20 protein-coding genes are annotated in these 23,725 nt (G+C 43.1%); 9 read left to right on the forward strand and 11 right to left on the reverse strand.

Annotation, left to right across the window (positions count from 1 at the left end; genetic code table 11):
* Positions 1-252 precede the first annotated feature (252 nt).
* The 3 genes from kynA to L1070_RS14660 all read left to right on the forward strand — a co-directional run bounded on the left by kynA (position 253) and on the right by L1070_RS14660 (position 2,796).
* Positions 253-1,116: a tryptophan 2,3-dioxygenase gene (kynA, locus tag L1070_RS14650; protein ID WP_070986145.1), complete on the forward strand. Its 864-nt coding sequence runs from the start codon at positions 253-255 to the stop codon at positions 1,114-1,116.
* A gap of 20 nt (positions 1,117-1,136) precedes the next feature.
* Positions 1,137-2,324 (forward strand): kynureninase, encoded by a 1,188-nt coding sequence (locus L1070_RS14655; protein WP_237126094.1) that lies wholly within the window; start codon positions 1,137-1,139, stop codon positions 2,322-2,324.
* 106 nt (positions 2,325-2,430) lie between these two features.
* Positions 2,431-2,796 (forward strand): cupin domain-containing protein, encoded by a 366-nt coding sequence (locus L1070_RS14660; protein WP_237126095.1) that lies wholly within the window; start codon positions 2,431-2,433, stop codon positions 2,794-2,796.
* A gap of 68 nt (positions 2,797-2,864) precedes the next feature.
* Here the strand turns inward: L1070_RS14660 and L1070_RS14665 are convergent, their stop codons facing one another.
* From L1070_RS14665 to L1070_RS14695, 7 genes are all read right to left on the reverse strand, one after another.
* Positions 2,865-3,134, reverse strand: coding sequence for a GntR family transcriptional regulator (locus tag L1070_RS14665; protein ID WP_237126096.1), 270 nt, complete (start codon positions 3,132-3,134; stop codon positions 2,865-2,867).
* A 34-nt stretch (positions 3,135-3,168) separates the two neighbouring features.
* Complete coding sequence (locus L1070_RS14670; protein WP_237126097.1) at positions 3,169-3,405, reverse strand: hypothetical protein; 237 nt, start codon at positions 3,403-3,405, stop codon at positions 3,169-3,171.
* Between the two features lie 650 nt (positions 3,406-4,055).
* On the reverse strand, positions 4,056-5,030 hold the full coding sequence (locus L1070_RS14675; protein WP_237126098.1) for a transposase: 975 nt from the start codon (positions 5,028-5,030) through the stop codon (positions 4,056-4,058).
* Positions 5,031-5,536: 506 nt separating this feature from the next.
* Complete coding sequence (locus L1070_RS14680) at positions 5,537-6,691, reverse strand: serine hydrolase domain-containing protein (protein WP_237126099.1); 1,155 nt, start codon at positions 6,689-6,691, stop codon at positions 5,537-5,539.
* A 113-nt stretch (positions 6,692-6,804) separates the two neighbouring features.
* On the reverse strand, positions 6,805-7,854 hold the full coding sequence (locus L1070_RS14685; RefSeq protein WP_237126100.1) for an acyltransferase: 1,050 nt from the start codon (positions 7,852-7,854) through the stop codon (positions 6,805-6,807).
* 72 nt (positions 7,855-7,926) lie between these two features.
* Positions 7,927-8,448, reverse strand: a complete 522-nt coding sequence (locus L1070_RS14690; protein WP_237126101.1) for a GNAT family N-acetyltransferase — start codon at positions 8,446-8,448, stop codon at positions 7,927-7,929.
* A gap of 499 nt (positions 8,449-8,947) precedes the next feature.
* Positions 8,948-9,466, reverse strand: a complete 519-nt coding sequence (locus L1070_RS14695) for a cytochrome b/b6 domain-containing protein (RefSeq protein WP_237126102.1) — start codon at positions 9,464-9,466, stop codon at positions 8,948-8,950.
* Positions 9,467-9,759: 293 nt separating this feature from the next.
* Here L1070_RS14695 and L1070_RS14700 point away from each other — a divergent pair, with 293 nt between their 5' ends.
* Entirely contained in the window at positions 9,760-9,996 is a 237-nt protein-coding gene (locus L1070_RS14700; RefSeq protein ID WP_237126103.1) for a hypothetical protein, read from the forward strand.
* Positions 9,989-10,834, forward strand: a complete 846-nt coding sequence (locus L1070_RS14705) for a hypothetical protein (protein ID WP_237126104.1) — start codon at positions 9,989-9,991, stop codon at positions 10,832-10,834. The genes L1070_RS14700 and L1070_RS14705 overlap by 8 nt, the downstream gene beginning before the upstream one ends.
* A 93-nt stretch (positions 10,835-10,927) precedes the next feature.
* On the opposite strand, the gene L1070_RS14710 is transcribed toward L1070_RS14705, so the two are convergent.
* The 4 genes from L1070_RS14710 to L1070_RS14725 form a co-directional block, all read right to left on the reverse strand.
* Positions 10,928-11,710 (reverse strand): MBL fold metallo-hydrolase, encoded by a 783-nt coding sequence (locus L1070_RS14710; protein WP_237126105.1) that lies wholly within the window; start codon positions 11,708-11,710, stop codon positions 10,928-10,930.
* Between the two features lie 166 nt (positions 11,711-11,876).
* A complete protein-coding gene (locus tag L1070_RS14715) occupies positions 11,877-12,743 on the reverse strand; it encodes a lipase chaperone family protein (protein ID WP_237126106.1) in 867 nt (288 codons plus the stop codon).
* Positions 12,740-13,657, reverse strand: coding sequence for a triacylglycerol lipase (locus tag L1070_RS14720; RefSeq protein ID WP_070986092.1), 918 nt, complete (start codon positions 13,655-13,657; stop codon positions 12,740-12,742). Before L1070_RS14720 ends, L1070_RS14715 begins: the two co-directional genes overlap by 4 nt.
* A gap of 329 nt (positions 13,658-13,986) precedes the next feature.
* Positions 13,987-16,470, reverse strand: a complete 2,484-nt coding sequence (locus tag L1070_RS14725; RefSeq protein WP_237126107.1) for an amidohydrolase family protein — start codon at positions 16,468-16,470, stop codon at positions 13,987-13,989.
* A gap of 476 nt (positions 16,471-16,946) precedes the next feature.
* On the opposite strand from L1070_RS14725, the gene L1070_RS14730 reads away from it, so the two are divergent.
* The 4 genes from L1070_RS14730 (at position 16,947) to L1070_RS14745 (ending at position 23,718) form a co-directional block, all read left to right on the forward strand.
* Complete coding sequence (locus L1070_RS14730) at positions 16,947-18,602, forward strand: trypsin-like serine protease (RefSeq protein ID WP_237126108.1); 1,656 nt, start codon at positions 16,947-16,949, stop codon at positions 18,600-18,602.
* Positions 18,603-18,687: 85 nt separating this feature from the next.
* Positions 18,688-19,893, forward strand: coding sequence for a hypothetical protein (locus tag L1070_RS14735; RefSeq protein WP_237126109.1), 1,206 nt, complete (start codon positions 18,688-18,690; stop codon positions 19,891-19,893).
* Positions 19,894-20,054: 161 nt separating this feature from the next.
* The gene (locus L1070_RS14740; RefSeq protein WP_237126110.1) at positions 20,055-20,837 is read left to right on the forward strand and encodes a putative porin; all 783 of its coding nucleotides are present in this window, start codon (positions 20,055-20,057) and stop codon (positions 20,835-20,837) included.
* A gap of 280 nt (positions 20,838-21,117) precedes the next feature.
* Positions 21,118-23,718, forward strand: a complete 2,601-nt coding sequence (locus L1070_RS14745; protein ID WP_237126111.1) for an ExeM/NucH family extracellular endonuclease — start codon at positions 21,118-21,120, stop codon at positions 23,716-23,718.
* Positions 23,719-23,725: the final 7 nt, after the last annotated feature.

The raw sequence follows: 23,725 nt of genomic DNA on the forward strand, positions 1-23,725 counted from the left end.
AAAATTGTTCAAGATGTTACCTCTCCCCGTGATGTAACATCTTGAACAATAGATAAATAAACACCTGTCTCTAAACATACTGATGTACGGTAATTTGTTCCGCAGGTTGTGTGTAAAGTTATTTACACACTCACATCACCACAACTGATGTTTACTCTTTGTTGTTCTGTTAATTGGTTGTTATTCTTGGGCAAACTACCTTTAGTCGCATACATAGCAATACTGCGACTTGTGCAAAAGCAGGACAAAACCATGAGTTGCCCATACCATTCTGACAACAAACCTAGTAATTACCGCGCCATGGAAAAAGACATTCATACCGATTTTAAGGATGATATGTCGTATGGTGACTATTTAAACCTTGAGAAAATCCTCAGTGCCCAGCACCCATTGTCTGATCAACATGATGAAATGCTATTTATTGTTATTCATCAGGCCAGCGAATTGTGGTTGAAGCTGGCAGGTCACGAGCTAAACGAAGCCATTATAAACATTAAAAGTGGCGACTTCGGCCATGCTTTTAAGGTGATCTCTCGCGTAAAGCAGATCCTAAGCCAGCTGACTCAGTCATGGGGCATTCTCTCAACGTTAACACCCGTTGATTATCTAAAGTTTCGTGATGCCTTGGGCCACTCTTCAGGCTTTCAATCATATGGCTACCGTAAGATTGAGTTTTTGCTTGGTAACAAAAATACCGAATTGCTCAAAGTCCATGAAAGCAACCCAAGCGTACACAGTGAACTGAGCGATATTTTGCATAAACCTAGCCTCTATGACGAAGCGCTGATCGCACTAAAAGCCCAAGGCTTACCGATCGACCAAAGCGTATTAGACAGAGACTTTAGCCAACCGTATGAAGCCAATCAAAGCGTGTTAGACGCGTGGCTGATGGTGTACCGTGACGCCGATAAATACTTCCATTTATATGAACTGGCCGAAAAGCTGGTTGATATCGAAGATAGCTTTCAACAGTGGCGCTTTAAACATATGTACACAGTACAGCGTATCATCGGAAATAAGGTTGGCACGGGCGGCTCATCTGGGGTTGAGTTTCTTAAAAAGGCGTTGGATATCAGCTTCTTCCCAGAACTATTTGAACTGCGCACGCACCTGTAACCCGACTTGGAGCCAAAACTATGACCACAGATATTGCGCTGGCGCTACAGCCTCACTACAGCGATTTTCAAGTTGATAAGCGCATTTTGCTCTCTGGCCACTCTCACCAAGCTTGGCCTAATGTTGCCAAAAATGGCGTGCTGGAATGCTATCAGGATGCCGCTTTGCATGTTGACGACAAATGGTCGAACGCCTTTGCCAAAGCACAGCGCGTAAAAGACTTCTACGGCGCATTGTTGGGTGAAGGTGATGCTGAGATCACACTGGGTGCCTCAACCCATGAATTGCTGCTGCGTTTTTTATCGGACCTAAACTGTTTCAAACAACCTACCTCACGCGCGGTTAAAATTGTTACCACCGATGGTGAGTTTCACTCCATGCGCAGGCAGTTAAATCGCTTTAAACAACTCAATATGCACATTGAAGTGGTGCCCGTTGCTCCCAGCGAAACGTTGGCACAAAGGCTCATCGACAAAATTGACGCGCAAACCGATGCGGTGATGATCTCTGCGGTGTTTTATGGCACCAGTGAAATTTTTCGAGACGTTGGCACGGTTGCCCAGCACGCCCACACGCTCAATGTACCTTGCTTAGTTGATACCTATCACGCGCTCAATGTGGTGCCATTTGATATCAACGGCTGGCAACTTGAACAGGCTTTTATCGTCTCTGGTGGCTATAAATACTGCCAAGCGGGTGAAGGTAACTGCATGATGCGCATCCCTAAAGGCTACAATGGCAGCCCGATTATCACCGGCTGGTATGCAGAATTTAGCGCGCTGGACCAAGCCCCCGGGCAAGTGGGTTATGGACTGGGTTCAAGCGCCTTTGACGGTGCAACGTACGACCCAAGCAGTCACTACCGCGCCGCTGCGGTGTTTGACTTTTTTACCGAGCAACAGCTCACACCTGAAAAGCTAAGAGCCATCAACCAACAACAAATTGCCCAGTTGAAAAACGGTATTGCCGCGGTGCCCAAGTTAGCAGAGGCCTTTACACTTGCCCCCCACCCGCTTGAAAACAATGGTGGCTTTCTTGCGCTCACCACCAAAAGCGCCAGCCAATGGGTTGCCAAACTGCATGAGTGTGGCATTCAAACCGATAGCCGTGGTAGCCAGTTGAGATTGGGGCCCGCACCTTACATCAGCGAAGCGCAAATTAATCAGGCCTTAAACACAATGGAAGATATTGTTGGCCAATTAGCGTAATCTAACTAACAGCACCCAGCAAAGTAGCTGGGTGCTGTTCTCTTTCAAAGAAGATAAAACCCCAGCCAAAACTCGCTTTGGCACTGCATTAATTAAGGATAAACCGATGTCATCAGAGAAAATAAACTTACAAGACAAGCTGGCAAAATTCAGTGAGCATTGGTCGCCGCGCGTCATAGCACAAATGAATGATTACCAGTTTAAGCTCGCCAAATTCCAAGGCGAATTTACTTGGCACGCCCACACAGATACCGACGAAGTATTTTTGGTGCTTGAGGGCAGTATGGGCATCGAATTTAGAGACAAAGTGGTGGAGCTATCAGCCGGTGAAATGTACGTCGTCCCCAAAGGCGTTGAACACAAACCCTTCGCACAGCAAGAATGTAAAGTGATGTTGGTAGAACCCGCCGGCGTGGTCAACACCGGAGATGCAGGCGGAGAGCTTACCGCCCAAAATGATGTGTGGGTTTGAGGTTATTAACCTCAATAGTTCGCGCTGGGTGTTAGAGTTTAGATTGTGGGATAGTGTTACTTTTGTTGTTATTCCAATACCGCTTTAAACGACTTGAGTAAACGATTTGCTTTCCCGTGACTAATATCAATATAGCCAAAGCAATCCAACCTAATTAATGCCTCTCTTACTTTGGTTCTGCTATAACCTACCTCAATGTCTAAGTCTCTTTCACTGGGTATTTTGTCACCGACATTATAATTCTGACAGAGATAGCCGATTATGTCTCTCAACGCATGGTCTTTATCTAAAAATACTCGTAACCTTTTTTCTAATAACAAGTTTTCTGCATCGCTCATACTTAACTCGCCCCTGAATTCTTTTCCAATGTGGTTATTTCTCTGAAACTTCGACTTTAAAAGCATTTAGACATTGCTGTCCAACATCATTCCTTGATCTGCATTGAACGCTATAGCTTTCACCTGCATATCTAGTCAAATTGAATATATTGCGAACTTCAGTACCACAGTTACCGCAAGTAACAGTGGTTGAGCTGTTTGGGTTTTCTATTTCAGGATGTACCTTTTCTTGCGGATACACTTCCGTAATATTTAACACTAATTTGGTCATCTTGGTTCCTTGGTTATTCCAATATTCATTAAAGAGTAAATTTGTCCAATGGTTTTTCATGAGGATTGGACAGCCCTAAATTCTCAGCAAGCTCAAATGAAACCTAACGTGTGGAACCTAACGTGGAGAAACCTAACGGAAGGAGAAACCTAACGTGGAAAGAAACCTAACGTGGACACCCACTCCTATTTGCAAGTGTGAGTGTTTCATCAGCGCGTTAACTTCTGCAAAAAATCATTTCTAATTCAAGTTTTAAGAAATGAACGATGGGGTCAGGTCGCTCGACAAAATGCCATTACTCACATTGGTGTTTATCAACGTCGGATGGCGTGTCTTCGCCACTTATCCGACCTACTTGGATTAACTGTAGGTTGGATAAGCCTAAGGCGCCATCCAGCAATCTGACAAACCACTCATACATCAATAACCATGAACAAAATGAACAGCCACTTTAAGAAAGAGATAGGCAGTATGTCTTGCTAACACTAAAGCACCAATCCATTCAGCTCGTCTAACAAAATTGTTCCCATTATCAACTAGTAGCGATCCTTCCATACAATTTTTCGAAAAAAAGCCTACTTGCGTGACACACTTACCTCTACTTGTGTCAAAGCATCGTATTAAAGTAAGAATAGAATAGCTATGAGGGTTTAAGCGAACAAAGCTTCGCTACATTTTATACTCCGTCGCCGTTTGTGTTGCTGTCTTTCACAGTACATATCTAGAGTGTGTGCCTTACCTACAGCACCATGAAACACCTTTTCAAACTGTGTGGTAAGTTTTAGCCAGTTTTTTGTCTTGATATTCAGTCGCTCTAGAATAGGCGCTTGGTTGCCGTCAATGTAACCTCGTTTATCTGTACGAATACATTTCCCTGTGAGTTCAACAAGTTCAAGGTAGCTTTTAAGCTCAAAAGGTAAGCCCTTTGGCATGTGTTTTCTTGGGCTGCCCGCAAATCGCGCCAGTTGTTTTGGTTGTTTACCCACTTTGGCATGTTCACAGCGTTGTTTAATACTGGTATGGTTTGATTCTTCCGGTGTTTTAGCTATCTTCGCCCGAATCGGGTTTAAGTCCACATAAGCCATACAAGTCATCAAAGCTGCTTCATCGAGTAAAGCCTGCGATTTAAAGCGCCCTTCCCAAAATCTACCTGTACAATTATCTTCTCGATTTGCCTGGCGTGCTATGCCTTCATTTAACACCCGCATAAACCAGCTAATACTCGATAAACGATTGCGATATTCTTTTATCTCTTTGTTCAAGAAGAACCGCTGCCCTTCGTCTAAACGCTCTCCTTGCAGATATTTATGGCTTAGAATTGAGCCTTTAAACAGTTTGTGCCAACGTATGAGTACCGCTCTGTCACTCAGCCTTTGAGCTTTTTTATCATCCACATACAGCACAACATGGGTATGGTTACTCATCACCGCATAAGCACACACATCAATACAAAATACCTGCGCTAAAAACAGTAAGCGTTCTTCTACCCAACCCCTTCGATGCTCATATGATTTACCCATAAACTTATCTTCACCACATAAAAATGCCCGGCGAACACACCGTGAAACACAATGATAGTATTTAGTATCTGACAAACTGATTTGTCGCTTCCTTGCTAATCCCATCGTTCACTCCTTGAACTTAGAATTTTGAAATGATTTTGAAGAAACTAAAGCTTAGACAAGCCACCCGAACTTTCAAGTTCGAGTGGATGTCCACGATTAGTTCCAGCGTGATCAACACCGGAGATGCAGGCGGAGAGCTGACAGCCCAAAATGATGTATAGGTTTGATATTAGCCTCAGTATATTCGCACTGGGTGTCAGGGTTTGCTAATCCCATCGTTCACTCCTTGAACTTTGAATTTGATTTGAATTTTAAAGAAACTAAAGCTTAGACAAGCCACCCGAACTTTCAAGTTCGAGTGGGTGTCCACGATTAGTTCATTCGATTAGTTAGTTCAGTTCGAGTGGATGTCCACGATTAGTTGGCATCCACGATTAGTTGGCATCCATCAGCGTATTTCTTATGGTTTTCAACTGCTTTGGTTGAGTGTGTTGTCATTCATATTGGTATAGCGGTAAGTAAACAATAGCCAAGCGAAGGAGCTGCCCCCCCTTCGCTCATTTGTTTTACGGTGTTTGTTCACTGGTGATGTTATCAATCACGATGGTCGTTACCTCGTTCAAGGCGTCAAATACTGCACCATTGCTTACATCATTACACATCATTGACAACGACAGCTTCAGTTGCGGGTAACGAGCGAAGTAAGTCAGTGTGCCAAGCCACCCACCTGAGTGCGCATACTTCGTATAGCCTTTAAACTGACTAACAAACTGCCCATTGGCGTAGCCTTCCTCAGCATTGGGTTGAATTTGGGCGTTTGGCGTATTCATCATCTTGATAAGCGCATCTGGGTCTCCCCCCACTTTTGGCTGGTAAAATTGATTATTCCAAATCAACATATCGTCTAGGTTGGTATGTAATCCGCCATCACCGACCCAAAATAGGTTAGTCATATCAATAACATATCGACCTTCATCATTGAGTTTATAACCAGATGCTCGGTTTTTAACTACCTCTAAAGGGTTGTCACTAAAAAACGTGTGCTTCATCCCTAACGGTTTAAAGATGTGCTCATCACTAAATTGACGCAATGATTTACCGGATACTTCCTCAACCAACACAGACAACAAAAAATACGCTAGATTCGAGTATTGAAACTGAGTGTTGGGCGCTCGTGCCAAAGGCACCGTTTTTACCACGTCATAAAATTCGCTAATCGTTAGATAGTCTTGATTGCCCAGCCTAAATTCACCACCTGCAGCCGACTTTAAGGTAATAGCTCGTTCACTCTTTTCGCCTTCAAATGAAGGAGCAATTAAATCGTAATCTCCCATACCTGAGGTGTGATCTAACATCTGGCGAATAGTTACCTTTGCTTTGTAGTCACGTAGCTCTGGCAGATAAGCATGAATATCTTTGTCTAAGTCTATCTTGCCTTGCTGGACCAATATCAAAACCGCCATTGCCGTAAACTGCTTTGACACAGACGCCATACGATGTACTTGATTACCATCCAATGGCACGTCAAGCTCAAGGTTTGCCATTCCATAGCCCGCTTTATGAATAAACTGACCGTTATGGCTTACCCCCAAATTACAACCCGGCGCATCGCTGCCGATGGCCTCCTTCATGATGCCATCAATCTTTGCAGTCAGTGACGACGAAGCGGCTTGCACGTTAAAAGCAAGCAGTAAGCTCAATAAAAACGCCGTATTTTTCATAATATCCCTTTGCAATTCAGTCGTTATCTTTTAGTGGTTTTTTAGGGACTTTACGCGCTAGGCGCAAAGAAAGGAAGCTCTATGGGCTTCCATTTTAGCGACTGAGGCAGCGGTTAAAGTGCAGATTGTGACGTCACGCCCGAGTGGCTGCTTTGTTTGGCTGAGCCCGCACGTCGAATAACCTTTGCAATGGGTCGCTCAAACAGTCGAAATGACAGGTAAGCTACGAGCACACTTAATATCAGCGACAGCGCCAGCTTTAATTCAATTGTGATAGGTAACTGATTGACAGCGTTAATAATTGGCATGTGCAGCAAATACAGTGAATAGGATATTTGACCAAAAAAATCTCCTAATTTATTGGCCAACAATACATTGTTGTCGGGTACTAAGAACACCACACAGAAGAACACCGCGCCCATTGTCAATAACACCTCATAACTGATCCACATGCGGTGTTTGGCGTCAGAAGTAATCGGTGAAAATTCAGGGTATAAAACCGGAATTAAACACAGCGCCAAAATAAACCAGTGACTTTTTAAATAGGTGGGCACCACCAGCGATTTGTAATGCATGCCAAATAGCATTCCAACAAAAAAGAAAGGCAGCGACCTAAGCACATTAAACTCGTTATATGGCACCCCGTTAATGTCTCCGTGTATTTTCGGGAAATTACCAAGAAACAACCCTATCATCAGAGCAACAACTAGCAGATAAATATACCCAGCGCGATTTTTGGCCAGCGCCCAAAATACGATAAAAACAAAGTAAAACTGTATTTCTGGCGGAATTGACCAAAGCACACTTTCGCCATACAAAAACAGTAAGTGACCAAGTAAATTATTAACGTCGGGTATCTCATACAAGCTCGTGTTACCCACCTGCGTTAAAAAGAATGAACACAATACAACCAGCAAATACAAGGGCAACACTCTACCTGCTCGGGCTAAAAAGTAGCGACTGACATTCGTTTTAGTAAACTCTTGATTTAAATAGAGGTAAGACATCAAAAAGCCACTTAGTAGGAAGAACAATATCACGCCATAGGCCCCTGAGCCGCCTCCCAATGCCCCATCGAGCCAGTTTGTAATATCACTAAAATGAGTGAAAAAAACGATAAGCGCAGCAAGTCCGCGCAGAGTATTAAGTTTTCTGATTTGCATAGTACTTCTTTAATTATTGTAATAGTGGCTTGCGAATTGCGAAACGAGTATTTTTACTCTTCTATCAGCGGATTACTTAATGAGTGCCAAGGGTGACTGCCAAACATAAATAAACTCTTTTACTTTATTTCCACAGGGGGTGTGCCAATAACCCTGAGAATGTTTTTGCCCGCCTAACGCTTCATAAAAGCCAATTGCTTTTGGATTACATTCCAGTACCTCCAAATATAATCCGCAATCTTTATAGTAAGTTTGCGCCCACTTAGCGGCTGATGTGATTAACTGGGTGCCAATCCCCTTTCCTTTAGCCTCTGATGTAACATGTAGGTTGTCAATAATACTGCCAAGCTGTGGGTGTTTATCACCAAACACACAAATAAAACCGCTGAACACGCCATCTAACTGAGCAACCAAAACCAACTGATTGTCGCTGAGGGATGTGAGTCGTTCGGTCCATATTTGGGTGCGTTCTTCAAGTACTCGATGTGCTAAATAATCGCCAGACAATACTGAGCTGTAGTTTTCCTGCCAACTTTTGCCATGTAGTTGAGCAATGTTGGTAAGGTCATCCACATTGGCGGGTCTAATATGCATAGGGTAACTCCTTTACTTGATAAAAAGCTTTAACTTTTCTTTGCCAAAAGCTAAATTCAAAAGACCTGAGCGCAGCTCTGTGCTTGCTAAGAAATAATACAAGGAACTAGCTTAACTCTCTGAGCCTTATTGTTTTAGTTTTAGCGCACTTTGTTTTCATGTGATTATTTTTATTAGCTAAACAAAGCGTTTCGACAATAACAGAAAAAATATACCAAACCAACTGAAAGCGCCCAGTAACGCGGTGGGTACGGCTAGATACTGTAACCGTCACAAAGAAGAGGAGTCAAAGCGTGAAATAAAAAGGGCTGTTACCAATCTCATTGCCTTAGCCGGCGTCACCACCCGTGTTGTGTTTACTGGACTCAAAAGCAAGTATTTGGCAAGTACACAGCAACACATTATTTTTAAACATCATGGAGAGTGATTAAGTGAATCGCCTTTTTGTAATTGCTAGCTGTGTCAGGTCGCTGGTAGCTACCGATACAAACAGTACAGCTTAAAGCATCCTCTTTAAGATTGGCTTGCCTGTATAGTGGTGCCATACCACCGCACTGATGTGCACAATAATCAACACCGCCAATATATAACTGGCGTAATGGTGTATTTGTGAAAACAATTCACAAAGCCACACATCTTTGAGTAAAGGCGCTATGTTTACAATGCCAAAAACTTGAAACTCATGGCGCATCATTAGTACCCCTGAGACAATTATAAGCATAATTAACAAATACATAGATACATGCACACAATGCGCACACTTCGCTTGCAAAGCGTTAAGAGAGCCCTGATAGCTAGGCTTTTTTTTTCGTAGTGCATGAACCACCCGCCCAAAAAATATGGGAATAAATACCGTTGTCAGGGAGACATTAAACCCACTTATGAGTACTTGCCATTCTCTTTCTACCTTAACGGCAGCGAGAAACAATCCCGAAAATGTAGCCCAGAGGATCACCACTGCGGATACCCAATGAAACACTCTCGCCAGCCTATCAAATTTAGTCACCGACATTTTCATATTGATGCACTCATAATTACTTTAGATGACACTCTAAAGCCCTTCAGGTTAATTCTTGGTTAAGAATGTAGCCAGTTTGAATATTAGTTATTTTGGGGAAATTTCAAGGGTGATATACCAGCAATGATTACACACAGCGCTTATTGTCTTCCATCTACACACTGCCATGTTTACGACTTTAAATCAGTTATGAACCGTTAGGCGTAATTACATCTGAGGCGTTGCTTGGCAATAACCCGTTCGGTATCTATATTTGAAAGGCTATATTGCTAACCCTTTCTAAGGAATTGAGGATGGTTAAGAAAATAATAGGCATGATAATCAAATGGGTTGGTATTAGCGGACTCATTGCAACATTGATGATATCAGTTGCTATTTGGGCTTTCTACGATATTTCAGATAACAACGCGAGACTTGACGCATCAGAAACCACAGGCATGATGCTTTTTGTATTATTGTTAGTTTCCACGTTGAAAGCGCTGTACCTCTTTGCCAAGAAATTAAAAGAAAACAGAGGTGAAGATGTCTAATTCATTTAAAGCTCTTTTTGTTTCAATAGTTGCAACGATACTTTCATCGTGCAGCTCCTCTCAATATGGTGAGGTAGTTGCACACCAAACAACAAATAAAACAGTGCAAACCGACTCAGTGGATGGAAAAATACAACTGATGCTCAGAGGGTTTCTTGACTCAGGCTATGGTCTTGATAGCTCCTATGCATACTATTCCTACTTAATCATCACTGAGAAAAGCCCTGATAACTTCGGTAAAAGGCTGGCTGCTGCAACAGCATTTATGTGTGAATTTAGCGATGTCTCTAAAGCCTCGGACATGGAGCTTCCCCCTCACGAGCTTGCAATATTTCTAGCGCCGATTAATTCAGGCACGAACACATCCAAACTGAAACAATCGAGATCAGGAGAAGAGCTTTTGTATGTGTACAATTACGATCATTCAAGAACAATAGCAAAAGCAATTAAACGCGTTGAGCCTGACAGTACACTGAATATAGCTATCGTATCTTACCCTAGACCTTTACATTACCCTCACACAAATTTTAACCACATAAGCCGTGAAGCTTTATATGTTGTTGAGTTATCTGGCACGCCTCCAGCACAGATAAGAAAAGTGATTGAAAAGTTCAGAAGGTCAGTGACAGGCTCCAAAGCTAAACAGGTCTCAATTGTTACAGAATGGGACGCTAACACAGGCGAAATAATTACTTCAGAAACCGCCAACGTGCCGAATATAAACTCTGTTGTTTACACAAGCTGGGCTGATAGGATGAGGGTCGTGTTTGCCTCTTTAGGTGCTTTTATGAACTCAGTTGTACCTACAGCGCAAGCATCGACGATGGAGTGTCAATAACCTCCGCTGAGGTTAAGTAACCTGAACTCGGATTAAGCAGTATGTAGGCACTGCAAACACCTACATACTGTGAAATAAAAGCCACCACTGTAATTATTTGCCGCTATCAATCACAGTAAAGGTTCTTTCGATAAAGCGTTTAAAGGCATTTTCGGGGATAAAGTTCTGCTTATTAGCGAGATTGAAATTGTGCAACAGCGCTTTCACGTTATCGTTATTCATGATTTCTTCGACGCTCATGCCTTTGTCTTTTAAGACTTTGATTTGCTCTACCCATGCTTGGGTATGTGTTCTAAACTGGCGTAACTCCACTTTGCTCGTCGGCTTACCATGCCCCGGAATGATAAGACTATCCTCATCGCCTATGTTGAGAATTTTCTCGATGGCTTGATTAAACCCTGATAGACCACCTGAGTAAAATGTTGGGTGCCAACTGGTGTCATAAATATCACCAACAAACACACTATTGCTTTTACTGTGGTAGAAAACTTTATCTTTTGAAGTGTGTGATTTAAATACAAACTCTGTAAATTCAGGTAGCTGACTAACTGTTTCAACAACCTTGCTGCCCTGTTCAACAAAGTAGGTGTTTCCACCTGTATGATCGCTATGTTGGTGGGTATTTAACACGTAGCTCACTGGAACTTTACTGTGCTGTTGTATGATTTGGTATAGCGTGTCTAGGTTTTTCTCACCAGGCATTGGGTCTATCGCCACAACGCCCGCATCAGTTTTGATGAGTCCAATGTTGGTGCCATAATCCTTTTCTGTGATGATAAAAGCACGCTTCGACACGCTAGTGACTTGAAAATTTGACGTATCACAAAGCGCACACGCCGAGTAAAACATCGCAACCAAAAGCAATTGGACTCGCATACCATTCCCTTTCTTATAATTCGGTGAGAAAATTAAAGTATCGTTATTGCAGGTAAAAATCAAAGCCTTATGGTAACTATTATTTCTCCACAGAGCGTTTGCTCAAGTAGGCGAGACTTTACTTTGACTGGCTACGCTAGGTGATTTGAGCAATCAGGTTGTGCCATTAATCAACAAAGAGGCTGGCCTGTGTATTGGGTAGACGTTTCTGTTCATTATCACTAAACATAGACTGTTTAAGTTGCTCTATTGCTTGCGTTTTTTCATCATGGGATAACTCAAACGCGAGTATGTGCGCGCGCTCCTGTTCGAACTTAGCTAGCTTTTGTTGCCAACTTGCTCGCTCTTTTTGCAACGCAATAATGCGCTCAGCAGCTTCATCGCCAAAGCGCGCACTGAGCTGGTTGTAATCTTGCTTCTGCCAGCTATCTGCAAGCTCGTGCAGCTGTGTGCTGTTGTTTATCAAGCGCTGTTCGCGCTCGGGGAGTTGACTGACATGCTGTGCTATAAGCTGCTGCTTTTGCGCCTCACTCAATTGCTTGTCAGCAAGTATCTTCCAACGTTCAATGGCTTGCGCGTTCCAAGCGTTCTCCTGTGCAAACCAAAGCGCTATCACTTGCGCTGAAAAAAAGCGTTGCTGTATTGATTGTAAAAACTCGTGGCGTTCAAAAATATTCAGATTTTCATCTACCTCCGTCAATGCTTGCTTGTAAGCCATGTAAGTTTCAACATAGTCATGTAAACAGTTATCCAACTGCTTTAGGTGTGCACGCCACAGGTGATGTTGATTACTGTTTTGTAGCGCCAGCAACCAATCATCGAGTGTGTTTTTATCAGCTTTAGAAACCGGGTCACACCTTTGGTGGACCCGCTTTTCAACTGCTATTGAGTTGTGATGTGGGGTCTTGTCGGTTTGCGTGAGTGTAGACTCATGCAAAATAATCGTATGCTCAGACAACAGCGTTTGGCTACCCGCAAAATAAAAATAGCCTACGACTAAGCAAATAACAGCGCCAAGACCCCACTTACTCATAGTTCTAACCCCTTAAGACGACGAATATGTTGGCGGTAAAGCGTCAATGGATCTGTTTCAAACAAGTGGTGAATACCGATTGTTTGGTTTACCTGATCAAGGTGGTTCATTTTATAATCGTTACCAATGACTTGGCCTAAGTTGCTTGAACAAGCTGAGACCAGGCCATCGTTAGGCTCATCAAATACTTGTGAAAACAGTGCTAACGCGTTATCGGCGGGGTCTAATAGATTGGTCCACGCTTTGCTGCCACTCCAAGAAAAATAATACACACCATTGCTGGCTAATGCCGAAGTTTGGCCACAATAGCTACTCGGCACTCCTTCTGGGTATTTCTGATTGAATGCCAATGTGCCTTCGGTTGTCAAAGCTGACAAAGCCTCTAGCGCATCTCTTGGTGCAGTGGCTTTGCCAGATAGCAAGTCAATCAAACCCGCTAAACCATTCGCAAGCGAAGCCAAAAACTGCTCGGAGAAAGAGCCTGAGTCAACACTGCCTCTTACCACGTCAGCAAATCGGCTGCCCCAGTTCACCCCACCTATACTGGTCGCTGATGCAACCCACTGTGGCTTGACCGACGCAACATAGCGAATGGTTTGTGCACCTTGGCTATGACCAATCAAATTCACTTTGTCTTTGCCGGTAATCGCTCTGATCAGTGCCACTTGTTCGAGTAATTGCTCGCCACGTAGCTCAGAGTTATGAGCTGAAGACACTTCAGCCACAAACACATTGCCCCCTTCATCTTCAATCACAGAAGGCACGCGATAGAAATAGTCAACGCCCAGCAGGTTATCAAAGCCAAACAGGCCATGCACCAACACCACAGGATATTCAAGCTGCTCACTGCTGTGCGCTGCCTGTGTAAATAAAGTAAATAGGCCAATCACGGCCGCCCAAACATGTTGTTTCATATACTTGCTCCAATTATTACATTTTAATAACAAATTAAAATTAGAGCACAATGGTCAGAGGTCAAGCCAGAATGTTAAAATAATTTACTTTTTGTAAAAGTAAACTCAACAAAAAACATTTATACACACCAAATAGCAAAGCCAAATCACATGCAGGAATATATGCAAACCACTGATATATAATAATAAGAATTTAAAATAATGTACTGAAAACAGGGTTATAAAAAACAACTAAAGAGGCAATTCTAAGAAGTGAATTAATGTAAATACTGATAAGTACTGTATTGTCGTGAAGCGCATAGGTGTCGACCTATGCGCGATTTTCTAGATTAGTTATATGGCTTGAGTGCTAAATTGCATTTGGAATCAAGGTACTCCTCTTTACCTTTACTTAGCTCATTCAAGTCAAGCCAAGGAACAAGCTTTGCACCAACAAAGGCACAGTCAACGTTTATGGTATGTATATCAACTGGCCGCTTTCCTGCTTGATGAGTATTAAAATCAAGTGGGTTCTTGTCTAACACTATAAAATCAGCCAGTTTATTTACTTCAATTGAGCCCAATTTGTCTGCGATGTTATGCTGCATCGCAGGCACAATGGTCAGTGCTCTGATTGCTTCCATGATCTCAACAGACTGCTGTGCATTAAGTGGTGTGCCATTTCCCTCAAGATTTGGGTAATACCAAGTATTACGAGTAACGGCTTGTTCAATAAACCATATTGGGAATAAAGCACTAATGCTTAAATCACTGTGAATCGAAAACGGAATATCATTATCTAGCTCTGTGCGCATTGGGTCAATCATCTTCCCCCTTTGCTCGCCCAGCTCATTTTCCATTGAACGGCCCCAGTAGGCAATGTGGCCGATTAAGTGGCTGGGCGTAAGATTAGGCAGGGTATGACGTGCTGCTAGATATTCCTCAACGACAATGGGTACTCCCGCGTTAGTTGTTCCCCCCTCGCTATTGACCGTTGAATGAATTATTGTGTGTGCCAAACACGCGTAATCTTTTTTATTTTCACTCATTTCACACTCTGATTGAGAACGCTCTCTGGGTGCTCTGTTCATATTACGCAAAGCACCGATTGAATCTTTAATCCCCGCATCACCATTCGCATGAATATTAAAATACCAGCCTGCGTCTGCAAAACCTTGTAAATTATCCCTTATTTGTGACTCATTAAAATCAACATGCCCGGTGTGGAACTGTTCGCACAATCCATCGGTTTCATAATCATGACTCAAGTTAGCGCTACACCCTTGCGTTGAACCATCTGACCACAACTTGACGCCTTCTGCCGATAACATTCCTTTGTACATTGGGCTGTCGAATGGAATTTTATAGCGCGTGCTGCGAGTGTTGTTATTTTCTTGCTGGTCGTGCAAATCTTGCCAATCATAAAGCGCACGAATGCGAGTCGCCGCTTTGCCCGATTTCGCAATACATTTGTAATTGTCGACCATACTGGTCGTAGAGCCACCTTCTACAAAGGTCGTTACACCCTGTTGCGAAGAAGTATTCAGAATGTTCGTCATCACCTTCATAACAGGGTTTTGAGTATCCCCCTTACATAAAAGCTTGTCCGAAGCTTTTATATTGCCAGCGTGTTTGAGCATACCCGCTACGTCAATATGACCAGAGGCGAGGCTTTTCTCGATTGCAACAACGAATGGTCCATATGAACTTTGCTCTTTGAGCAAGCCTGAGTATTGCCACTTGCCTTGATTTTTCACAATTGCCCAGTCTCCATCTGGAAAATACATCGCCTTAACAATACTTTGATATGAAGCCATCTCACTTTCACTGCTTGCCTCACAGCTTAAAGTGACACTACCGTCAGAGTTGATCACTTTGGGGTCTATCTTGTCACCAAGCTTAAGCGCCGCAATCTGAGATTTTGAAATGCGCTTGTTACACAGCCCTGTTTGCTTAAAAGCAGCCATATTGGCATATCCCAAATGACCCGATTGATCCAACATCAACACAGGGTTTGTGGCGAGTACATTACTAGATTGTTGGCGCGCTTTCGCCGCAAATGCATTTGGGTCTTGTATATAGTGCATTGGGAAATTTAAAAACTGTTTGTTGGCATTGAGCGCTTTACCAAACTCAAGTTTATTACGAGCATCAATATCTTTATCGTTATTTGGGTTAGGGATAAATGGGTAGTTGTCGTTTTTTGAGAGCAGCATCCGCGAAGGGTCAAGTCCGTTACCCACTAACCATTGATCAGCACTGTTCACCTTCGTCGTACTCAGTGCATTGATTGCTTCTTCAACATAGAGATAACAGTTCGCTCTAACATCCGCTTGTTCCGTGGGTATGTCCTTGCCTTGATAATACAACCAACCATAATCTTGGTTAAGTTGTTGTTGATATTTGTCTGGTAGGCATGGCATCAGGTTAGGCACAAACGATGTTTGTGCGGTGAGCTGTAAGTGCGCATGTGGTTCCACAAAGCCCGGCATCAGGGTTCTACCTGCCAAATCTAGATAGCGCACGGGAGAGTTTAGGCCAGGATATCTGCCTTTTAGATGTTTGTTAATTGACTCAAGATCACCAATGGCTGCAATGGTATCATCAACTATCAGTACACCTGTATCACCTTGTTCATGGTCAAACACTCGGTTGTCTTTATCGGCAGTGATAATGTCCCCCCCATAAACTACTAAGATACGTGGCAATGTTGCTATGCCATCCTGCTGATTCACATCTACAGCGCTATCTTGGTGTACATCACCTCCAACCAATGAACAGCCAGCAAAAAGTAACGGCGCACAAATCGATGTCGCCCAAACTAACCTTCTCATTATATTTCCTTCTCTATATCAACGTTTTGAAGAACTAAAACCAGTGTGTATGGCGCTTACAAAGAGCAAGCAAACACTTATGGTTAATAACCTTAAACATTAGCGTTGAAAGAAAAAATGTCGATTACGTCACATTACGCTCACTATAACAACACAGCTACTAGGCACGCGTATGTTACATTAGGGTAGGTCATATTTGCTCATGAGATACCCAGCGCATTAACTACACCCACTTTCCACAATTAAACAAAAAGTTCATTCAAATATAATAAAAAGCCAACATATTTACATTCATTTACATAGTTTTTGTAAATAATTCAATACGCATAAGTTACTAATTTAGGTGAATTTATTGCTTCAATTGCCGACAAAAAAACTGGTCATACCATGGTTAACTTTTAATCTTGCTATTGATCCAAAATGTATCTCAGATTATTCCTAGATTACTCATTCACGAGTAACAACAAGGATACAACATGAACAATCTAAAAATGACAACGATAACCTTAGCAGTTTTAGGAACGCTTTCTTCACCAGTATTGATGGCCAACTCACCAGTACATACAGACGTCGATATAAGCATTGTTGGCGGCACAGAAACCCAGCCACAATCAAGACCTTATCAAGTTGCATTGTTAATGAATGGCCGACAGGGTTGTGGCGGTACATTGATTAGTCAAGACTGGGTATTAACCGCTGCACACTGTCTCGATAACGCAACCACAAGTGGTTTAACGGTGCGTGTTGGCGCACACTCTATCAGTCGTAATGATGGTCAAACATTACGTGTATCTCAGATTATTAGTCATGAACAATGGCGTGGTGCGAACAGTATTCGTTCAGGTTATGATATTGCGGTATTACGTTTAGCATCGCCAGCTAGCAGCCAGTACACTCCTGCAAAACTTGCAACACGCGAAATTGAACAACAATACGCTTCAGTTGGTGATGATGTGACCGTATCAGGCTGGGGGTTAACGTCGAACCAAGGCCGTCCAAGCGATGTGCTTCGTGAAGTAGATTTACCAGTTATCAGCAACTCTACTTGTAGCAGCCAGCTAAACTATAGTATTCCTAGCTCTGTGATATGTGGTGGCGGTCAAGGTGGTGTTTCAGCATGTAACGGCGACAGTGGTGGCCCATACGCAGTGCGCGTTGGCAATGAATTCTACAGCATTGGTACTGTAAGCTGGGGTATCGCGTGTCAGGGCGCAACAGCATTTACCAGAACAACCAGCTATTTAGACTGGATCAAAGCAAAAACAGGTATTGGTAACACAGACCCAGATGATGGCGCACCTGTCGCTGACTTTGACTTCTCTGTTGACCAACTATCTGTCAGCTTTACCGACCGCTCACGTGACGATAACGGCATTCGCAGCCATAGCTGGAAATTCGGTGACAACCGTGGTGGTACTTCAACACAAGCTAACCCAACTTATCAGTTCAGTGAAGCGGGTACTTATAACGTGCAACTGACAGTAACAGATACCAAAGGTCAGACGAACACCACTTCTAAACAAGTACGTGTAACCGATGGGGGCGATCCTGGTAGCTGTAATGGTGTTGAAGCTTGGAGCGCATCTAAAGCGTATGCACTAAACGATAAAGTAAGCTTTAACGGGTATGAATACACAGCAATCTGGTGGTCACAAGGTGCTCAACCTGATATGTACCCAAGCGTATGGCAAAAAGGTCAAGCGTGTGGTGACGCATCAGCACCTGTCGCTGACTTCAGTGCGTCTGTGTCAGGCTTGAACGTAAACTTTAGCAATAATAGTAGCGGTAACATTGTTGCTGTACAGTGGAACTTTGGGGATGGAAACAGTAGTTCAACGTTTGCTCCTAGCCACACTTACGCACAAGCTGGCAGCTATCAAGTAACCTTGTCAGTAACAGACAACAACAACCAAACAACCTCTGTGACAAAATCTGTGTCAGTAACGGATGGTGGTACTGGTGACTGTAATGGCATTGATGCTTGGTCTGCACAAACCGTATATCAATCAGGTTCACTGGCACACGTAAATGGTAGTGTGTACCGTGCAAACTGGTGGGTACAGGGTGAACACCCTGAGTCTTCAGGTCCTTGGGGTCCTTGGGTACGTGTTGGCTCTTGCAGCGGCATGTAATTGATTTTTAATTTCTCGACCGGACTTTAAAAAAACCTAAGTCCCATGTAATCTAACTTTTATATTAAAATAACGACTTGATATCATGGGACTTAATCAGCAAACCGCCAGTGAACTTACCAGATTAGGTGAGCGAATTAAAAAAACCCTTAATGCGGCTTTTGCCGAACTCCCGTTACAAGCGCACACTATCAATGGTTTAACGCAATTTTTGAACTATCACAGGTCAAATAGTCAGCGTGTTTTCAATGCCAAAAAAGCAGCAACGGGCGAGCTAGTCCTATTGCAATTACCCGGTATTAAAGCCTTAGAAGAATTCACCAGCAAACTACAAGCACACATTAGCGCTTCGAACCACCAGCAACTTCAGCAAGTATGTCACTTGTTTGCTAAAAGCATAAAAATGTATGCCAGTAGTCACGCAGATCTGAAACGCCAGCTACAAAGCCTGCATGAGCCTGACGTTGATGAAATTCCTCATCAACAAGACAAACGCGCACAACTATATTACGCAGCAAAGTCATTGCTCGGGTTTAGCATTGAGCATATCTTTTGTAGCTATATTTTAACGCGTCAAAGCCCCTCAGCTGACTTTTTACAAGAGATAGCACTTATCAGCAAAACGGGTATTAAACGTCAACGCGGCGCACCACCCTTTGTACAGTTTTACACGCATCCACACCCAACTGATTTCACGCAACCCCAGTTATTAACCCAGGCAAGTCGTATCCACTCGAATAAATTTACCATAGGGATCGCCAGTGAGTTCTCAACGTCTGGGTTAGATCAGGCATACAGTAGTTACTCACCAAGTAACTCAGGGATCGTGTTTGACGAATTACCCGATGCACCCCGCTTTGATGCCACTTTCATTTTTAACAACCCAGATGAATTGGTTAATCCTCTGACACATAAAAGCCAATGTAGCTCTACCAGTATCTCAATTAAAAATCCTACCAAGCGTCTAACCCTGTTAGTTTTGGTCGACAAAGCAATAGATAGAAGCAGCAATGTGAATGTTGGTTGTTATCATGGCAATCAAAAGGTTGAGGAAGGAAAGTTAAACGCCAGTGATATGTGGACAGAACGCCTACCCGACTTTCCAGAGCTTCGCGTGATCAACCTGCAAAATCCACATAACCTATTGAACCAAGATATGAAAATGCAGGCAAAGGTAGAGTACTTACTTAATTATGCGAATCTCAATGCTGAGCACTTTGTCTGCTATCTTATGGATGTTGATTTCCCGATTTGGTCTGCAACCTATCGCATCTATTTTGAACACAATTAAGCTTCAATTCAACTTACTGATTCAACTGCTTATTTCTACCAAAAATTGTAATATCTTTAAGCTTGTATTAAGCCTTAAAGGTTTATAAGGTACGCACAAAATCAGGGTAAGCCTTATTAGCCCACGTTATTATTTGCCTAACTATGTAAGGAACACTCAGTATGCGTTACCTGTTACCTCTTTGTACTTTGTTACTGCCGCTTAGTACGTTTGCAGCAACACAAAACACCTCTGATAAGCAATGGTTTAACACCGCTGAATTCAGTCACGCAGAGCAAAATAGTCTTGACGCGATGGTCCTGTCGAGTAGCTACTATTTCGCACCACAACAAAATACCGGCGTATGGGATGACTTTGGATATTTAGACACGGATTCAAAAGTCAGTGCCAGTTATACCGATACCGACTTTGATAACTATTTTGGACTTTCGGGTGAGGCCTTTTACAACAACTGGTTTGTAAATGCGCAAGTTCAAGACTTAGGAGAAGAAGACAATCATGCCATAGGGTTTGGCTATCTATATAATGACGCGCTCAAGCTATCAATTACTAAGCATGTACGTGAGAACGACTCAGATCCGTTTTGGCTAAAAGCTCAGTATAACCATCAAATCAACGAATCTGACTATTTGGGCGTAACGTTGGATATGCAAGATGACTTAGACTACTGGGCAGTTTCAACCCGCCACTTTAAAAAGCTGCATGGCGGAGCATTCTTTGCTTTGGATGCCAGCCATTCTGATGGCGACGAAAGCGATTCAGTAACCGCATTTATGGCGAGCTATTACTTCAACACCAATTTTGCGGTCGGTGCGGGGCTAAACGACTCTGACTTGCAGTTGGAGGCAAAATACTTTTTCTCTAACACGTATTTCTTACGCGCTTATTATTCTGATAGTGATCAGGGTGATTTAGTTTCAGTGGCGTTCAATGCTTACTTCTAAAGTAATGAGCTATCAAGGTGCGATGTTATAAGCATCGCACATGCACTCCTTATTTCGGGCCAAATGTTAACCAAAGTATCCCTTTAGTTGCCAAATCATCACTAAACCTCAGTATCCCCCTACCCTGTAACCCTTTAAAAGAAACAGAAAAATTCACATTTAATCATCCTAAATGTACTTGATATGAAAATATTTAAACACAAATGCAATAAAAATAGAGTAGAATATCCAAATCTAGTGAACACACTAGATTAGTGCTAAACACGGGAACTATAATAAAATGTTAAAGAAAACAATTCTAGCAACCCTGATCTCAGCGGCTTGCATCCCAGCTCATGCAGAGCTAATCATTTCTGAATATGTCGAAGGTAGCAGCTACAACAAGGCAGTAGAAGTTTACAATACTAGTGAACAAGCCATTGATTTAGCTGACTATGCACTTTCTTTTTACTTCAATGGCAACACCGATGCTGGTCGCACCATTGCTTTAGAGGGTAACTTAGCAGGTAAATCTACCTATGTTGTTGCGCACTCTAGTGCGAGTGAGGCGCTTAGCGCTAAGGCTCAATTGCTCTCTGGTGGCAGCTGGTTTAATGGTGACGACGCGGTTGTGCTTGTAAAAGCAGGCAACATCATCGACAGCTTAGGCCAAATCGGCGTAGACCCTGGTTCAAGCTGGTCTGATGGCGATGCGAGCACACAGGACAAAAGCCTTGTTCGCAAACCACAGTTCATGACCGGTGATGCGGATGCCAGCGACGCATTCTTACCGTCAACACAGTGGCTTGCCAATGCAAAAGATGACTTTTCAAACATTGGTGTACACTCAGATGAATTACCACCAGAGCCTGAAGATTTAATCTGCGACCAAAACAATGTGTTGATCAGCCAAATACAAGGTGCTGCTGATGCAAGCCCGCTAGCTGGCGAAATTGTAGAAGTGCAAGGTGTGGTCACCTCTGCATTACAAGGTGATAACCAGTTAAAAGGTTTCTTCTTACAAGAAGAGTTAAATGACCAAGATAATGACGTATTAACCTCTGAAGGTATTTTCGTTTATTACACTGGTAGCGCTGTAAACAACGGTGATATCGTTAAAGTACTTGGCAAAATTGAAGAGAAATACGGCCAAACTCAGCTAAGCTCAGTCACAACATTGAAGGTATGTGGCTCATCTGCGTCTGTGCCTGCTACGCTAATCACCTTACCGTTAGAAGCGGGCCTTGAGTCTGTAGAAGGCATGTTGGTTGAAGTGAGCAACGAGCTCGTTGTAAACGACACATACGGCCTGAAGCGTTATGGCGAAGTACGCCTAGGTACGGAACGCTTGTACCAGTCAACGCAAATTGCATTACCAGGTGATGCGGCTAACGCGGTTGAAGCACAAAACAAACAAAAAGAGATTTTGCTAGATGATGGCTCATCTGCACAAAACCCTGAGGTGATCCCTTACCCAACTCCTGAGCTTGACGCTTACAACACATTGCGTTTGGGTGACAAGGTAACCAATGTACAAGGTGTATTAGGCTATGGTTACGGTCAATATCGTATTCAACCTACAGCTCAACCAAACTTTATCTCTGCAAACCCGCGTACAGAAGCACCTGAAGTAACAACGCGTGGCGATTTACGTATCGCAAGCTTTAACGTGCTTAACTACTTCAACGGTGATGGTCAGGGCGCTGGATTCCCAACCCCTCGTGGTGCAGATAACGCACAAGAGTTTGAACGCCAAAAAGCCAAAACAGTGACGGCTATGCTAAAACTAGATGCTGATTTATTCGGTATTCTAGAGATGGAAAACGATGGCTTTGGCGAGCTAAGTGCTCTGGCTGACTTAACGGCTGCATTGAACGCACAAGACAGCGAAAACACCTATGCATACGTAGACCTAGGTACTGAAAAAGTAGGTGGCGATGCCATCATGTCTGCCATTATTTACCGTAGCAACAAAGTAAAAGAAATCGGCACCGCTGCATTTACTGAAGCCGTACCATTTGACTATGGTAACCGCCCACCAGTAATGCAAACCTTTACTGATTTGCAAAGTAATGAAACGTTCAACCTTGTTGTTGCTCACCTGCGCTCAAAAGGCAGCTGTTCAAAGGCAACCGGCTTAGACGAGGATCAAAATGATGGTCAAGGTTGTTGGAACCAAACTCGTGTTGATGCGGTTAAAATACTTGCCGGTTGGTTGGATACAAAACCGACAGGCCAAGACGACCCAGATACAATCATTCTTGGCGACATGAACGCATATGGTCAAGAAGATCCTATCCGCGCGTATGTTGAGCAAGGCTATCAAGATATTAAAAAGCAGCTACACCAAAGCACCACTGATTACTCATACGTATATCAAGGTCGTATCGGTAGCTTAGACCATGCCTTTGCCAGTGAATCTATGATGGAAAAAGTAGTAGACATCGCTGATTGGCATATCAATGCTGATGAGCCTGTTGCACTTGATTACAATACGGAATACAAATCAGAGAAGCATCAAGCAAGCTTATACGCAGAGCACGCTTACCGCGCATCGGATCACGATCCGATTGTGATTGAACTACAAACTCAGTCTAAGCAAGATATCATTGAAGGCGAGTTTAGTGCTCTTGCTGGCTGGTTCTGGTGGCAACGTTTTTCAATCGAACTACCTGAAGGGTATAAAAACCTTGAGGTAAGCATCAGTGGTGAAGGCGAAGCCGACTTATATGTTCGTCTTGCTAAGAAAACACACTTCTTCAAATATGACTGCCGTCCATATCTATGGGGTAGCAACGAGAAGTGTACCTTAGACAACCCACAAGCTGGTGTATGGCACTTTGGCTTACGTGGCATTCTTCCTTATGCAAACGTAACGCTTAAGTACAAAGCAAGCAAATAACGCGTGA

Source organism: Pseudoalteromonas sp. MMG022 (assembly GCF_021654245.1).
Classification (GTDB): Bacteria; Pseudomonadota; Gammaproteobacteria; order Enterobacterales; family Alteromonadaceae; genus Pseudoalteromonas; species Pseudoalteromonas amylolytica.